This window comes from Nonomuraea sp. NPDC049714, assembly GCF_044465295.1.
Classification (GTDB): domain Bacteria; phylum Actinomycetota; class Actinomycetes; order Streptosporangiales; family Streptosporangiaceae; genus Nonomuraea.
The window spans coordinates 670929-685948 of sequence record NZ_JBITLM010000003.1 but is presented as its reverse complement, the minus strand read 5'-3'; the positions used below and the strand labels follow the sequence as shown (position 1 = coordinate 685948).

Here is a 15020-nt window from a genome sequence, read left to right as displayed (position 1 = left end):
GGCACCGGCATAATCGGAACTGTGGACGACAGCGGCAACAGCCTGCGGGCAGACAATCTGGTGGCCACGGTCCGGGGTGTGCTGCCGTCGCTGACGCCGGCCGCCAGGACCGTCGCCCGCCTGATCCTCGAAGACCCGGCGACCGTGGCGAAGAGCACCATCACCGAGCTGTCGGCCGCCTCCGGCACCAGCGAGGCCACGATCGTGCGCACCGCGCGGCTGCTCGGCTTCGCCGGCTATCCACAGCTCCGGCTGGCCCTGGCGGCGGCCGCCGCCCAGCCCGACAGGCTGGTGCCCGGCGACCTGGCGCCCGACGACCCGCTGTCGGAGGTCATCCAGAAGGTGGCCAGGGCCGAGTCCGAGGCGATCAACGACACGGTCGCCCAACTCACCTCGGAGCGGCTCGGCCTGGTGGTCGACGCCATCGTGGGCGCCCGCAGGGTCGACGCCTACGGTGTGGGCGCCTCGGGGCTGGTGGCGGAGGACATGGCCCAGAAGCTGCTGCGCATCGGCCTGTCGAGCCACGCCTTCCAGGACGCCCACCTGGCGCTGACCAGCGCGGTGCTGCTCAAGGCCGGTGACGTGGCGATCGGCATCAGCACTTCGGGCGAGACGCCCGACGTGATCGAGCCGCTGCGGCGGGCGGGGGAGGCCGGCGCGACCACCGTCGCGATCACCAACAACCCCCGCTCCGCCATCGCGGAGCTGGCCGAGCACGTGCTCATCTCGGCCGGGCGCGAGACGGAGTTCCGCCCCGGCGCCCTGGCCAGCAGGATCAGTCAGCTCCTCGTCGTCGACTGCGTCTTCGTCGGCGTCGCCCAGCGCACGTTCGACTCCTCGCAGGAGGCTCTCACCAGCACCAGGCGCGCCGTCGCGGAGTTCACCAGGCGAACGACACCCGCACGTCGTCAGCCTTGACGAACATCACCCGGTGCCCGAACTGGATCTGCAGATACTTCGTGGTGCCCCGGACCACCGTGTGGCCGGCCGGGTCGAAGGTGACGGCCCGGTAGTACTCCGCCGCCGCAGGCCCGGACAGCGTGTACTTCTCGCCCGCCGAGAACGTGTACTGCAGCGGGGTGACCGCCTGGTACGGGATGCCCTCGGGGTAGGCCTCCTGCTCCGGGTAAGCCCTGCCGTACACCGGGACCGTCGCCAGGCCCGGCCTGGGCGTCACCACGGGCCCCGCCGACGGGATGGCGGTCCGTGCCCCGGCGGGATTGTGGAACCAGGCCTTCTGGCCGAGGTACCAGATCGCCGTCCAGTCACCCTGCCGCTCGGCCACCGCGTAGCGCTGACCGGTGCTGGCCCTGGCGCTGTGGTCGTACACGCTGTAGAGGGACTCGCCGGTCGGGTGCTTGCCGATGTCCTTGACCAGCGGCGCGTCCTCGCGCGGCGCGGTGCGCAGCCAGACCGTGCCGGCGCTCAGCGGCGGGCAGTCCGCCTCCGGGTCGGCGCGGTCGCAGCCGTAGAAGTGCGGCTTGTTGGTGGCGAAGTCGGGCCTGATCATGACGCTGCCCGACTTCGGGCCGCCGAACGGGCGCAGGGGGGCGCCGAGCAGCTTGAAGTAGTGCGCCCAGTCCCAGAAGGGGCCCGGGTCCTCGTGCATGCCCCTGACCGTGGTCGGCAGCGTGCCTGGCACGTTGTCGTGGCCGATGATGTGCGCCCGGTCCAGTGGCACGCGGTGCTTGGCCGCCAGGTAGCGCACCAGCTTGGCCGAGGTGCGGTACATCGCCTCGGTGTACCAGGAGCCGCCCTCGGCGAGGAAGCCCTCGTGCTCCAGGCCGATGGACTTGGCGTTGACGTACCAGTTGCCGGCGTGCCAGCCGACGTCCTTGGTCTTGATGTGCTGGGCGATGTGCCCGTCGGTGGAGCGCAGGGAGTAGTGCCAGCTCGCGCCGTAGGTGGCGTCCTGGACCAGGCCGATCGAGGGGGCGAAGTAGCCCTCCATGTCGTGGATGACGATGTAGTCGATCTTCTGGTTGACGGGACGGTTCGCCAGGTCGTGGTTGCCGTAGTCGTCCGGCGGCAGTTCCTGGTAGGCGGCGGGCATCCACTCGCAGGAGATGGTGCGCGGGCATTCCACGCCGTCACGGCGCGGCGGGCGCAGGCCCATCTTCTCCAGCCAGGCGGAGACCGTGGACAGCCTGGGGACCGGCGCGAGCCTGACCCGATGGCCGTCGTCGGTGACGCGCTCCTCGCCCGCCTTGATGGTGGCGAAGACCTCGTCGGCGAAGAACTTGGCCGCCTCCGACTCCGCGGCCCCCGAATAGCGGGCGACCGCGCCGTACCACTGGCCGGGGTCGTCGCTGAGCGGCGCGCCGAGGGACTTCTGGTAGTCGGCCAGCAGGGCCGCGCCGCCCCTGATGTTGGCCGCCGGGTCGGTGCGGAGCTCCTCGTGGCTCTCCCCGGTGAGCTGGGCGGCCTTCTCCATGGTGCGCAGCGCGGCGGGGATCTCGGCCGGGGCGGGTGTGTGGGCGGGGGCGGGCTGCGGCCGGCTGTCGTCGCCTCGCGGGTCCTCCGCGCCTTCGGTGTGGTGGTTGGTCCCGGTGTAGGCGGCGGCGTCGGTCAGGTGCATGGGCCCGAATCCGGCGTCGTTGCTGGGCCGCCCGGCGTGGGCGTCCCAGCGTGACTCGAGGTAGGAGACGCCGAGCAGCACGCTCTCGGGCACCTGGAACTCCTCGGCCGCCGCGCTGAAGGCCCGCTGCCGGTCGTCCGGCTCCGCGGCCCGCGCGACCGGGGTGTTCACTAAGGGCAGGATGGCGACCGCGGCGATCGCCAGCGCTCTGCGCATGTACCGCTCCTTGACTGGGGGGTTCTGGACCGAGTCAGCGTCTCAATGATTTCCTTCTTCGGCGAGAGTTTTTGCGAAGGAATATTTCAGCCATGGCATTGTAGGGTCGGATCATGGCTGAGTTCGTGAACGTCGAGGTGGCCGACCAGATCGCCACGATCAAGCTGGACCGTCCCAAGATGAACGTGCTCAACGCCCAGGTCCAGCGGGAGATCGCCGAGGCGGCGCGGGCCGTGGACGCCGACCCGCTGGTGCACGCGGTCATCCTCTACGGCGGCGAGCGGGTCTTCGCCGCGGGGGCCGACATCAAGGAGATGGGCGCCATGTCCTATACCGACATGGCCACCCACTCCCGCGCGCTGCAGGACTGCCTGACCGCCGTCGCCCACGTCGGCAAGCCCGTCATCGCGGCCGTCACCGGCTACGCCCTGGGCGGCGGCTGCGAGCTCGCCCTGTGCGCCGACTTCCGCGTCGCGGGGGAGTCCGCCAAGCTGGGCCAGCCCGAGATCCAGCTCGGCATCATCCCCGGCGCCGGCGGCACCCAGCGGCTGCCCCGCCTGATCGGCCCGGCGCGGGCCAAGGACCTCATCTTCAGCGGCCGGCACGTGCCGGCCGCTGAAGCCCTCGCCATCGGCCTGGTGGACCGGGTCGTCCCCGACGCCGACGTCTACCAAGCGGCCCGCGACTGGGCCGCCACCTTCACCGGCGGCCCCACGGTCGCCATGAAGGCCGCCAAGCAGGCCGTGGACCAGGGCTTGGAGGTGGACCTCGACACCGGGCTGGAGATCGAGCGACTCCAGTTCTCCGGGCTCTTCGCGACGGATGACGCGAAGATCGGCATGGGGGCGTTCACCGAGAAGTCCACCCCCAAGTTCACGGGCCGCTGACCCTTCTGGTGGTCAGCAGCGTGTCGTAGGCCGGTTTCGGCGCGAGGTTCTCATCCAGCAGGCACGCCGAGCCCTCACCGTCGAACCAGCCCGGGACCCAGGAGTGCCGGTCGGTGAAGCCCCAGACGGTGAACTCACGGCAGGCCCGCACGCTGAGGCAGTCGCTCAGCGCCCTGCCGTAGTACTCCGCCTGGGTGGCGAGCTTCTCCGGCGTCACCGGCAGCACCATGCGCACGTCGAGCTCGGTGACGGCGATCTCCAGGCCGAGGTCCGCGAAGCGCCGCATGACGTTCGCCCAGTCGCCCGGGTAGTCGTACTGGATGCCGAGGTGGCCCTGGAAGCCCATGCCGTCGATCGGCACCCGCTGCGCCCGCAGCTCCTTGATGAGATTGAGGGTGCCCTCGATCTTGGGCGCGTTCCACTCCACGTTGTAGTCGTTCAGGTAGAGCTTGGCGCGCGGGTCGGCGCGGCGCGCCCAGCGGAAGGCGTCGGCGATGTAGCCGGGGCCGAGGTGCGTCAGCCAGATGCTCTGCCGCATCGTGCCGTCCTCGTTCAGGGCCTCGTTGACCACGTCCCAGGCTCGGATCTTGCCCTTGTAGCGGCGGACCTGGGTGGTGACGTGGTCGCGCAGGATCTTCCTGAGCTCGGTGGCGTCGATCGTGCCGTCCTCGACGCCGCCGGTCAGCCAGGCGGGGAGCTGGTTGTGCCAGACCAGCGTGTGCCCACGCACCTGCTGGCCGTGGCGGCGCGCGTTGCGCACCACCTCGTCGGCGTCCTCCCAGGCGTACACGCCGCGTTCGGGCTCGACCGACTCCCACTTCATCGCGTTCTCCGCGGTGATGTGGTCGAACTCACGGTTGAGCCTGGCCTGGTAGTCCGGCTCAGCGCGCAGGGCGGCGACGTCCACGGCGGAGCCGATGCTGATGTGGAGCTTGCGCGCCAGGTCCCGCAGGTCGTCCACGCGGTGGTGCCCGTGCTCGGGCCCGTGCTCGGGTCCGGTGGCGGACGCGGGTAAGGCGATGGCCGGCACGGCGAGTGCCAGCGTCAGAGCGAGGATCAGTGGTCTCATCTGTGTCCCTTGACGACGATGGTGGTGAGTGCGCGTGGCTGGAGGGTGACCGTCGAGCCGTCGACCGGCCGTGGGGTGAGCGAGTTGGCGTTGTCGGTGAGGTAGGAGGTGGCTCTGCCGCGCACGCCCTTCCAGGTCAGGGCCGTGGCGCCGGTGTTGAGCACCTCGATCACCTCGGAGCCGTCGGGGTTGCGGAACGCCGAGACCTTCAGCGCGGGGTCGGCCGCCGAGGCGCCGAGGCGGACCGCGCCCGGCCTGATGAACCTGCTGTAGGCGGCCAGCGCCCACATCCGCTTGGACACCCGGTAGGTCTTGGCCACGTCGTCGATCTGCATCAGGGCGCGGGTGGCGCCGCGTGAGGCGCCGAACCAGTAGACGTAGGCGTTGACGTTGCCGAGGGTGAGCGCGTCGTGCACCGCCTGCGCGATGGTGAGGCCGTCGTAGCCGCTGCCGTCGTCCCAGTTCTCGTTCCAGGTGTCGCCGTTCGGGTTCCACTCCGACATCCAGGTGTGCCGCCCGGTCGGCAGGGGGCCGTCGACCGGGCTGGCGTAGGTGTGGCCGGTGTGGACCTTCACCCAGCGGCGCGCCTGCGGATCGGCCTCGATCGCCGCCGTGTACGCCTTGGCCTCGTTCCAGCCGAAGGAGTCGCAGCAGGTCACCTTGACGCCCCTGGCGATCGGCCCGAGCACCTTGACGAACTCGGCGGCCTGCTCGGGGGTGAAGCGCATGGAGGCGTACGACGCGGTGTAGTCGGGCTCGTTCGTGAACCCGAGATCGGTGATCCTGATCCCTTCGCGGGCGTAGAACTTCGTGTACTGCGTCAGGTAGCGGGCGTACGCCTCGCGCCACTCGGGCAGCAGGGTGCCGCCGTTCTTGTCGTCGCCGTTGTCCTTCATGTAGCCGGGGGCGCTCCAGGCGTCGGCGAAGAACCGTCGCACGCCGTAGGCCTTGGCCTCCTTGGCCACCCAGACCTGGCTGTTGTCGTCGCCGTCCCAGACGTACTTCGGCGGCGCTTCCGGGCCGCCTGGGTCCTCGGGCTGGATGGAGACCATGTGGTCGTACGGGCTGCCCGCGGGGGAGGAGCCGATCCCGAGGCGCAGGATGCTGAGTCCGGCGCCCTTGCGGCGGTCGAACCACAGGTCGAGGATCTCGCGCTGCTGCTCCGGCGACAGCGCGCGCAGCAGCTCGTTGCGGCGGAAGGCCTGGGACAGGCCGAACCCGTCGATCCGCTGGTGCCGGACGTGTTCGTGCACGGTGATCGTGGGCGGATCGCCGGGGTGGGCCGGGTTGACCGCCGTGAAGCCGAGCAGGACGGTCGCGACAACGCCTCTTAACATGGGCGCCTCCGAAAGTTTCGGGTTCGTAACGATAAATTTCGCCGAACGTCGGAAAACGTAAGCGGGGACGGCGCTCACGTCAACACCCGTGTCAAGGTCTCCGTCCCCGGAACGGTCAGTTGCGGCACCCATGCCGATCTTGACAAGCGCGTCCTGGCCGGGGCTGGTTTGCCACTATGGTGGCGTTTCATGAAGCGCGTCCTCGTCCCCGCCCGGCTGCGTTCGGCGGTGCGCAGCTGGTTCGACTCCCGCTACATCTCCGTAACTGACCATCGTCAGGACATCAGGGACGCCCTGTGGGAGGTGCAGACCCTGCGCCGGGAGATGGCCGCCCTCCAGGGCGAGGTCGAGCGGCTGAGAAGCGCCGGGCCGCCGGTGAAGGGCGGGGTGGACAAGGCCACCTTCGAGCAGACGCGCAAGCTCACCCAGGAGACCGCCAAGGCGCTCGACGGGCTGCTGCGCAACGAGGTGCTCGTCTGGCAGGCGATCGACGAGATCAGATCCCGGCTGCCCGCCGGCGGGGAGCGGCCGTGCGCGTGAGCTGGGACGGGGGCAGGCTGACCTTCCGCCTGGACCCCGAGGACGAGATCACCGGCAGGGCCGCGGACGGGCATCCGGTCAAGCTCGCCATCAACACCTGCACCGTGCACGACGTGCCGGACGAGGCGCACCCCGACCTGTTCGCGGTCGCCGCCTGGACCGTCGTCGCGCCGTGGACGCGCCGCCGGATCACCTTCGACCGGGCCGTCTCCGCCGACCTCGCCGCCGCGCTGCACGACGGCTGGGGGATCGAGGCCGGGCCCGTGGGCGCCGAGCCGCGCCCGGCCGGGCGGCGGCTGGCGATCTCCTACAGCGGTGGCGCCGACTCCGTGGCCGCCGCGACGATCTACCCCGAAGCGCCGTTCGTGCACTTCAAACGGGTCTCGCACGACCGGGTGCCGAACCGCTGGCCGCACTACCGCTCCGACGTGCTGGCCGACCTCGCGGGCAAGACCGGGCGCGAGCTCTCCGTCGTGCCGTCCGACCTGGAGTTCACCCTGGCCGAGCCCAGGCCCGGCTACCCCGAGCACCACGCGGTCGCGGCGGGGGCGCTGCTGCTGGCCGACCGGCTGGACCTCGGCGGCCTGGCCTTCGGCTACGAGCTCGGCTCCCGCTGGCTGGGCGGCGGCCGCTACCTGAAGCGGTACACCCCGGACAACCCCATGTGGGCGCCGCACGGCGCGTGGGGACGGCTGTTCGCCTCGGCGGGCGTGCACATCGTGCTGCCGGTGGGCGGCGTGAGCGAGGCCGTCACCATGCGCCTGGCCCTGGAGTCCGACCTCAAGGACCAGGTCCGGTGGTGCCTGACCGGCGCCACCGGCCCCTGCCGCACCTGCGCCAAGTGCCTGTACAAGGAGCTCATCCAGGCCGCCGTCGAGCGCCGCCCGCTCGACACGCCCATCACCGCCGACCATCCGCGAGCCGCCAAGTGGCTCCGCCCGCCCCCGTACGGCGGTCAGGAGATGGTCGAGTACGGACTCGCCCGCGTCCCCGGCATCGAGCGGACCCTCTTCGGCGGGGTCATGCACCACTTCGACGCCACCGAGGAGTCCACGACCTGGCTCGACCACTGCTACCCGCCCGCGATCGAGGAGATCGCCGCCCCCTGGCGCGGCAGGGCGGCCGCCTTCATGACGTCGGAGGTCGGCCTCATGACGCGGGAGGAGGCGCTCCGGGTGGAGACGTGGGGCACCGCCGGTGGACCCGCGCCGCCCAGCCGGAAGAATGCGGTGAAATGAACGGGAGCGGCGAATGAGGGTCTACCTGTCGGTCGACATGGAAGGCGTCACCGGACTGACCGATCCGGAGGAGATGCACGCGGGCAAGCGCGGTTACGACCGCGGGTGCGAGCTGATGACGGCCGACGCCAACGCCGTCATCGACGGCGCGTTCGCGGCGGGCGCCGACCGGGCGCTGGTCAACGACGCGCACGGGTCGACCAAGAACCTGCGGATCGATCTGCTCGACCCGCGTGCCAGCCTGATCCGCGGGCCGGGCAAGGCGCAGCGGATGGCGCAGGGGCTCGACGGGTCCTTCCAGGCCGCCTGCCTGGTCGGCTACCACGCGCGGGCCGGCGTGCGGCACGGCGTGCTCAACCACACCTGGATGGGCAAGGAGATCCAGAACGTCTACCTCAACGGCGAGGAGTGCGGCGAGACGCGGGTGGTGGCGGCGTGCGCCGGCTTCCACGGCGTGCCCGTCGTGCTGGTGACCGGGGACGAGGCGGTCGGTGAGGAGGCGCGTGAGCTGCTCGGCGACGTGGAGACCGTGGCGGTCAAGAAGGGCATCGACAAGTTCTCGGCCGAGCTGCTGCCGCCGAGCGTGGCCCAGGCCCGCATCCGTGAGGCCACGGTGAAAGCACTCAATCGGTTGAGCGACTTCACGCCCTACACGATTCCCGCGCCGTACACGCTGGGGGTGGAGTGGAACTCCACCGCCATCGCGGCCGCTGTGGCGCTGGTTCCCGGCGTCAAGTCGGTCGGGTCGCGGCACACCGAGTTCACCACCGACGACTACACGGAGATCATGGCGCTGTTCGGCATCTTCGCCACCATCGGTGGCCAGGTCGCCTGCGGCAGCGGTCCGTACGGCTGAGCGTCCGGGAGTAGCTGACATGGAAGGCGCGGCGCTGACCAGGCGCGGGCTGCTGGTGGGCATCGGGGCCGCCGGGGGCGCGGGCGCGATGTACGCCGCCATGGGGGCGCTCGGGCTGGCGCCGGGCGAGCAGGACAGGGCGTTCACGCCGCCGCGGGCGAGCGACTTCTCGCTGCGGGGCAGGGCCGCGGGCAAGGTGGTGATCCTCGGGGCCGGGGTGGCGGGGCTGACCGCGGCCTACGAGCTGGGCAAGGCCGGCTACGACTGCACAGTGCTGGAGGCCAGGGGCAGCGCCGGAGGGCGGAACCGCACGTTACGCGGCGGGGACCGGCTGACCGAGCTGAACGGGCCGCCGCAGCAGGTGACGTTCGGCGAGGGGGTCTACTTCAACGCCGGGCCCGCCCGGATCGCGCCGTGGATGGTCACCCTGGACTACTGCCGCGAGCTGGGCATCCCCATCGAGACGTTCGTGAACCGCAACGCGCACGCCTACGTGCACACCAGCGGCCAGACGATGCGGTCGGGAGCGGCCCGAGCCGACATGTACGGATATGTCGCCGAGCTGCTCGCCAAGGCGACCGACCTCGGCGCGCTCGACAAGAAGCTCACCGAAAGCGACCGGGAGCGGCTGCTGGACTTCCTCAGGAGATTCGGCGACCTCGGCCCCAAGCTCGATTATCAGGGCTCCACCAGGCGCGGCTACGCCGAACTCCCCGGCCTTGAGGCCGGCGCCCCGCTCGGCGCGCCGGGCACGCTGAGCCAGGTCCTCGCCGCCGGCACCGGCCGGGCGATCACCAACGACTTCGGCTACGACCAGGCCACACCGATGTTCCAGCCCGTCGGCGGGATGGACGCGATCGTCACCCGGCTCGTCGAGGCGGTGGGCGCGGACCGGATCAGGACCGGCGCCCAGGTCACCCAGATCACCAGCCTGGCCGACGGCGTCGAGGTCACCTGGCGGGGCGGCCGGATGACGGCCGACTACTGCGTGGCCACCCTCCCGCCGCACGTCCTGGCGAAGATCCCGCACAACCTGGGCGAGCCCGTCACGGCCGCCCTCCGCACGCCCGTCCCCGTCGCCGCGGGCAAGATCGGCCTGGAGTACGGCAGGCGCTGGTGGGAGATCGAGGATCGGATCTACGGCGGCATCACCGAGACCGACCTGGACATCACGCACATCTGGTACCCCTCGCACGACTACCACGCCACCCGCGGCGTAGTGGTCGGCTACTACAACACCGGGGCCGAGGCCGAGCTGTACGGCGCGCTCACCCCCGAGGACCGCCGGCGGCGCGCGCTCACCCAGGGCAAGAAGATCCACGGCGAGAAGTACCGCGGCGACGTGCTGTCGGCCGCCTCCATCGCCTGGGAGCGCCAGGAGCACATCCAGGGCGGCTGGGTGCGCTGGCCGGCCATTGATTCGTCCTTCACTCTTCTGCAACGTCCCAGCGGAAGGGTGTACTTCGCGGGCGACTGGCTCACCCATCTGATCGCCTGGCAGGCGGGGGCCATGCAGTCGGCCCGCAGTGCCGTCACCCAGCTGCACCAGCGGGTGCTGCGGACGCCGTGACGGCGCACGCCGCTCCCGTGACCGGCGTAGGGTCCTGGGAGAGCGATCGAGGAGCTGGGATGACGTTGGACTGGGTGCCCGCCACCGACCGGGACGACCTGCTGGCCGATCCGGTGGCGCGTGCCGTGCGGGAGGTCGACGGCGCGAGGGTGGCCGAGATCGACCCCGAGCTGGCCGACACGGCCGCGTTCTGCGAGCGCTACGGCGTGGCGCTCGACGCGTCGGCCAACTGCGTGGTCGTCGCGGCCAGGCGCGGCGGCGAGGTCCGCTACGCCGCCTGCATGGTGCTGGCCACGATGCGGGTGGACGTGAACGGCGTGGTGCGCAAACACCTGGACGCGCGCAAGGCGAGTTTCGCGCCGATGGCACAGGCCGTGGAGCTCACCGGGATGGAGTACGGCGGCATCACCCCGATCGGACTGCCCGACGACTGGCCGATCCTGGTGGACGCGGCCGTCGCCGACCACCCGGACGTGGTCATCGGCAGCGGGGTGCGCCGCTCCAAGCTCGCCGTTTCCGGGGCCGCCCTGGCCTCGCTGAAGAGTGCCGACGTGATCAGTTTGGCCAACTGAAGCCAATTCGAGACCGTTGATTGGGAAACCGATGGGCCCTGTCTGGACGTTGTACGACTGGGAATGTGGCCTCGTGGTTCATCTCGTGGGCGGGGATTAAGCCGGTATGGTGCTTCATGCCATGAACGATGACCGACTCGGCCCTTACCGGCTGCTCAGGCGGCTCGGTGAAGGCGGAATGGGCGTTGTCCACCTCGCTGTCGACCCTCAGGGACGGCAGGTGGCGGTCAAGGTCCTGCGCGCCGAAGTCGCCGGTGACGAAGTCGCCAGGCGGCGGCTTTCGCGTGAGGTCGAGACGATGCGCCGGGCGCGCAGCAAGTACATCGCCGAGGTGCTCGACGCCGACGTGACCGGTCATCGCCCCTACATCGTCACGCGTTACGTGGCCGGCCGGCCGCTCGACGAGATCATCAAGAACGACGGGCCGCTCGACCTGCCCGCGCTGGTGCGGATCGGCCATGGGATCGCCGTGGCGCTGGCCGCCGTGCACTCGGTCGGCGTCATCCACCGCGACCTCAAGCCGGGCAACGTGCTGATCCTCGACGGCGAGCCCGTCCTGATCGACTTCGGCATCGCCCAGGCGGTCGACGCGACCCGGCTGACCCAGACGGGCATGTTCATCGGCACGCCCGGCTATCTCGCGCCGGAGATCATCGAGGGGCAGGAGGCCGGGCCCGAGGTCGACATCCACGCCTGGGCCGGCACGCTGCTGTACGCCGGGACCGGCCAGCCGCCCTTCGGCAAGGGCACGCTGGAGATGATCTTCTACAACATCACCGCGGGCAAGGCCGACGTCAGCGCCGCCCCGGCGGCCATCCAGCCGCTGCTCAAGGCCGCCTTCCAGCGCAACCCTGGCAAACGGCCCAAGGCCGCCGAGCTGGCCGAGCAGACCGCGCGGATGCTCACCAAGCCGCCGGGCGGGATGCCCGACGAGATCTCCACCGTGCCGCGCCCCGACGCCGAGCCGCCGCCCGTGGAGAGCCTGCTCCCGCCGCGCGATCCCGCCGTCACGCCGCCGTACGGCGCCGATCGCCCCTACGAGCCCCGCATCGCCCCTCAGCCCAGCAGCGGCCCCCAACCCGGCAGCGGCCCCCAGTTTCGCGGTGCGCCCCAGCCTGGAGGCGGGTCGCAGCCCAGCGGGCCCCAGCCCGGCGGCGCGTTCCAGTCCGGCAGCGGGCACCAGTCCAGCGGTGGGGTGCAGCCCGGTAGCGGGCCGCATGACGCGCCGGGGGACGGCTGGGCGCGCCCGCAGGACGTGTCCTCGGCCCAGCCGCCGTGGGACGCCTCCACGCCGCCGATGACGCCGCGCAAGCTCGTCGAGGGCCAGCACCCGCACGGTCAGCCCCCGGTCCAGCAAGGGCCGCCGGGCCAGGACCACCAGTACGTCTCGCTGCTGCCCGAACAGGGCGACCCGTGGCCCACCCGCAGGGTGAGCCCGGAGGAGCTGCGCCAGATGCAGCGGGAGGCGGCGTCCCAGCCGAGCCTGCCCTGGCAGCAGGCGCCCGCGCAGGCCGCGAGCCACGGCCAGGCCGCCCCGCCCCGCGAGGCGAGCCACGGGCAGGCGGGGCCGTCGCGTGAGGGCGACATGCCGACCAGGCGGGTGCGTCCCGAGGGGCCCGACTACGGCAGGGGCAACCCGGTCCAGCCGCCGCCTTACATCCCGGTGCAGGGTCAGTTCCAGCCCGACCTCAGGACCAAGCGCGAGCCGTTCATCCCCGGCGCGATCCCCGGGCAGGCGCTGCAGCGCTCGGCGGCGTACGGCGTGGCGGGCGCGATGCTGCTGATCATCATGATCGTGCTGGCGTCCCTGGCCCCGGTGGTGGTGGCGATCCTGGCGATCCCGGTCGCGGTGCTGCTGCGCGCCGCCGACCTCGCCCAGCCGGAGCTCCGGGCGACCGGCGCGGCGTCGCTCGACGTCATCAGGGTGTTCGCCTTCCCCAAGGCGCTGGCCAAATCGGCGGGCATCACGCTCGCCCTGTTCCTCTACGCGCTCATCCTTGGACTGCCGGTGACGCTCCTGCTCACGGTGGTGGCGGGGATGAGCCCGTACAACGCTCTGGCGTGGGGGAGCGCGGTGGCACTGTGGACCGTCTGCGCGGGCCCGGGTGTGGAGGGGCCCGGCAGACAGATGCGCAGGACGCTGTCGTCCCTCGTACCCTCGAGAACAGCGGCGATGGTGATGGCGGGAGTCTTCGCGGCAGGAGCCGCGCTCTCGCTGATCCTCGCAGTCAGCACGTTCGGGGACAACACGAGGAGGGCCATATGGGCTCCGGTGGACGTCGGACCGGTGGTCGGGCTGCTCAACGATCTGAAGGGGGACTCGGGGGGATGACGCGGGGCAGGTGCCGATGAGCACGGGCGACACCCAGACGCCAGAGCGGCTCGGGCCCTACCGGCTGGTCAGGAAGATCGGCGAGGGCGGCATGGGGGTTGTCCACCTGGGGCTCGACGGTGAGGGCCGCGAGGTCGCCGTCAAGGTGCTGCACCCGCACGTCGCGGCCGACCTCAAGGCACGCGACCGGCTGACCCGCGAGGTCGAGACGATGCGCCGGGTGCGCAGCCCGCACGTCGCCGAGGTGGTCGACGCCGAGCTCGTCGGCGGTCAGCCGTACGTCGTGACCCGCTTCGCTCCCGGCCGCACGCTGGAGGCGACGGTGCTGGAGGAGGGCGCGCTGTCGGCGCGCCAGCTCATCAGGCTGACCCAGGGGCTCTGCCAGGCCCTGGTGGCCATCCACGCCGCCGAGGTGATCCACCGCGACTTCAAGCCCTCCAACGTCATGCTCGTCGACGGCGAGCCGCTGGTCATCGACTTCGGCATCGCCCATCTGGTCAACGCCACCCGGCTGACCCAGACGGGGATGTTCGTCGGCACTCCCGGCTATCTCGCGCCCGAGATCATCCGGGACTCCGAGATCACTCAGGCGGCCGACGTGCACTCGCTGGCCTCCACGGTGTTCTTCGCCGCGGTCGGCGCGCCGCCGTTCGGCACCGGCACCTTCGAAGCGGTCTGCTACAACATCATGGAAGGGCGGGCACAGCTCGACAAGGCGCCCGTGTGGCTGCGCGGCTGGCTGCTCCGGGCCCTCCAGGTGGATCCCGCCGCCCGGCCCAACGCCCACGAGTTGCTGAAGATGGCCCGCGCGCTGGACCCGTCGGTGACCACGTTCAACCAACCGGCGCCGGACGACGGGCCGGGCCGCACCAAGCGGGTGCCGTCCCGTACGCGGACCATGGACGCCTACTCCGACCTGCTGCCGCCCGTCGAGTACGAACGCCCGGCGCGTGAGGTGAAGCCGGCCAGGCAGGAGCGGCCGCCGCCCTACATCCCGGCGCCGATGTCGGCCAGGCCGCCCAGGGCCGACCAGCGCGTGGCCGGCTACCCCGCGCCGCGGCCGACGGCCTACCAGCCGGCGCAGCCGCCGGCGCCTCAGCAGCAGGTCAGGCCCTACACGCCGCCTCCCGCGCCGGCGACCGAGCGTAAGCGCTATCTGGCGGGCAGCCAGTTCGTCGGGCTGCTGCTGCTGGTCTCGCTGATCGCGCTGACCGTGATGATGCCTGTCATGGTGGGCGCGGTGGCGATCGCGCTCGCGGTGGTCTTCAGGGTGGGCGAATACCTGTTCGGTGACATGGTGAAGCGGCGTCAGGTGCGTGGCAGCAGTGCCGCCGATCCGCTGCTCGTGCTGGTGGGCACGCCATGGGCGCTGGTCAAGGCCTCTCTGGTGAGCCTGGTCCACGTTCCGCTGGCCATCGCCTTCGGGGCGTGCGTCTGGGGGGTGCTGCGGTGGGGCGGCGGGCTTTCCGTGAACGACGCCGCCGCCTACGCGGCCGGCGCCTTCACGGCCGGGCTGTTCGTGCTGCCGGGCGGCGGGGCGCCGCGCAAGGCGGTCACCCGCACGCTCACCGGCGTGCTGCGCACTCCGGGCGCGGCCCTGGCGGCCGCCATGGTCGCCGGCACGGTCGCGCTGTTCGCGGTGATGTTCGCGCTGGGCGCGGAGACCGTGTGGGATCCGTGGCGGGCCCCCGAGACGGTGATCGACGAGCTGACCGCCAGCGCCCGCAACAGCGCGACCGGGTTGATCACCGGCCTGGTCGACGACCTTCTGAAGGACCTGAACCTCGGGTTCCTGTCTCCCTGGTCCTGAGTGTCCCCGCCCCGC

At 71.5% G+C, this 15020-nt stretch carries 12 protein-coding genes; 9 read left to right on the top strand and 3 right to left on the bottom strand.

The genetic code is table 11. The features are described from left to right. Positions 1–21 precede the first annotated feature (21 nt). A complete protein-coding gene (locus ACIBQX_RS16525; protein ID WP_397005131.1) occupies positions 22–918 on the top strand; it encodes a MurR/RpiR family transcriptional regulator in 897 nt (298 codons plus the stop codon). Here the strand turns inward: ACIBQX_RS16525 and ACIBQX_RS16520 are convergent. Continuing rightward, entirely contained in the window at positions 881–2794 is a 1914-nt protein-coding gene (locus ACIBQX_RS16520) for an N-acetylmuramoyl-L-alanine amidase (RefSeq protein WP_397005129.1), read from the bottom strand. The two genes, ACIBQX_RS16525 and ACIBQX_RS16520, sit on opposite strands and share 38 nt — an antisense overlap. 113 nt (positions 2795–2907) lie before the next feature. Here ACIBQX_RS16520 and ACIBQX_RS16515 point away from each other — a divergent pair, with 113 nt between their 5' ends. Further along, entirely contained in the window at positions 2908–3681 is a 774-nt protein-coding gene (locus ACIBQX_RS16515) for an enoyl-CoA hydratase/isomerase family protein (protein ID WP_397005127.1), read from the top strand. On the opposite strand, the gene ACIBQX_RS16510 is transcribed toward ACIBQX_RS16515, so the two are convergent. Together ACIBQX_RS16510 and ACIBQX_RS16505 are read right to left on the bottom strand one after the other, a co-directional pair. Further along, a complete protein-coding gene (locus ACIBQX_RS16510) occupies positions 3668–4750 on the bottom strand; it encodes an endo-1,4-beta-xylanase (protein WP_397005125.1) in 1083 nt (360 codons plus the stop codon). The genes ACIBQX_RS16515 and ACIBQX_RS16510 overlap by 14 nt on opposite strands. Further along, positions 4747–6087 (bottom strand): glycoside hydrolase, encoded by a 1341-nt coding sequence (locus tag ACIBQX_RS16505; protein ID WP_397005123.1) that lies wholly within the window; start codon positions 6085–6087, stop codon positions 4747–4749. The genes ACIBQX_RS16510 and ACIBQX_RS16505 overlap by 4 nt, the downstream gene beginning before the upstream one ends. Positions 6088–6276: 189 nt before the next feature. On the opposite strand from ACIBQX_RS16505, the gene ACIBQX_RS16500 reads away from it, so the two are divergent. The 7 genes from ACIBQX_RS16500 (at position 6277) to ACIBQX_RS16470 (ending at position 15005) form a co-directional block, all read left to right on the top strand. Further along, positions 6277–6627 (top strand): hypothetical protein, encoded by a 351-nt coding sequence (locus ACIBQX_RS16500; RefSeq protein WP_397005121.1) that lies wholly within the window; start codon positions 6277–6279, stop codon positions 6625–6627. Continuing rightward, on the top strand, positions 6618–7865 hold the full coding sequence (locus ACIBQX_RS16495) for a DUF6395 domain-containing protein (protein WP_397005119.1): 1248 nt from the start codon (positions 6618–6620) through the stop codon (positions 7863–7865). Before ACIBQX_RS16500 ends, ACIBQX_RS16495 begins: the two co-directional genes overlap by 10 nt. A 13-nt stretch (positions 7866–7878) precedes the next feature. Beyond that, complete coding sequence (locus ACIBQX_RS16490) at positions 7879–8721, top strand: M55 family metallopeptidase (RefSeq protein WP_397005117.1); 843 nt, start codon at positions 7879–7881, stop codon at positions 8719–8721. 19 nt (positions 8722–8740) lie between these two features. After that, the gene (locus ACIBQX_RS16485) at positions 8741–10291 is read left to right on the top strand and encodes a flavin monoamine oxidase family protein (RefSeq protein WP_397005115.1); all 1551 of its coding nucleotides are present in this window, start codon (positions 8741–8743) and stop codon (positions 10289–10291) included. 59 nt (positions 10292–10350) lie between these two features. Next, positions 10351–10863, top strand: a complete 513-nt coding sequence (locus ACIBQX_RS16480; RefSeq protein WP_397005113.1) for a YbaK/EbsC family protein — start codon at positions 10351–10353, stop codon at positions 10861–10863. A 121-nt stretch (positions 10864–10984) separates the two neighbouring features. Beyond that, positions 10985–13195, top strand: coding sequence for a protein kinase (locus ACIBQX_RS16475; RefSeq protein ID WP_397005111.1), 2211 nt, complete (start codon positions 10985–10987; stop codon positions 13193–13195). A gap of 16 nt (positions 13196–13211) precedes the next feature. Beyond that, positions 13212–15005 carry a serine/threonine-protein kinase gene (locus ACIBQX_RS16470; RefSeq protein WP_397005109.1) on the top strand — a complete coding sequence of 598 codons (1794 nt, stop codon included), beginning with the start codon at positions 13212–13214 and terminating at the stop codon, positions 15003–15005. The last annotated feature ends 15 nt before the right edge of the window (positions 15006–15020 follow it).

Coding starts and splice junctions, on each gene's coding strand:
- ACIBQX_RS16520 (WP_397005129.1), bottom strand. CDS start 2,794: ATGCGCAGAGCGCTGGCGATCGCCGCGGTCGCCATCCTGCCCTTAGTG.
- ACIBQX_RS16515 (WP_397005127.1), top strand. CDS start 2,908: ATGGCTGAGTTCGTGAACGTCGAGGTGGCCGACCAGATCGCCACGATC.
- ACIBQX_RS16510 (WP_397005125.1), bottom strand. CDS start 4,750: ATGAGACCACTGATCCTCGCTCTGACGCTGGCACTCGCCGTGCCGGCC.
- ACIBQX_RS16505 (WP_397005123.1), bottom strand. CDS start 6,087: ATGTTAAGAGGCGTTGTCGCGACCGTCCTGCTCGGCTTCACGGCGGTC.
- ACIBQX_RS16500 (WP_397005121.1), top strand. CDS start 6,277: ATGAAGCGCGTCCTCGTCCCCGCCCGGCTGCGTTCGGCGGTGCGCAGC.
- ACIBQX_RS16490 (WP_397005117.1), top strand. CDS start 7,879: ATGAGGGTCTACCTGTCGGTCGACATGGAAGGCGTCACCGGACTGACC.
- ACIBQX_RS16485 (WP_397005115.1), top strand. CDS start 8,741: ATGGAAGGCGCGGCGCTGACCAGGCGCGGGCTGCTGGTGGGCATCGGG.
- ACIBQX_RS16480 (WP_397005113.1), top strand. CDS start 10,351: ATGACGTTGGACTGGGTGCCCGCCACCGACCGGGACGACCTGCTGGCC.
- ACIBQX_RS16475 (WP_397005111.1), top strand. CDS start 10,985: ATGAACGATGACCGACTCGGCCCTTACCGGCTGCTCAGGCGGCTCGGT.
- ACIBQX_RS16470 (WP_397005109.1), top strand. CDS start 13,212: ATGAGCACGGGCGACACCCAGACGCCAGAGCGGCTCGGGCCCTACCGG.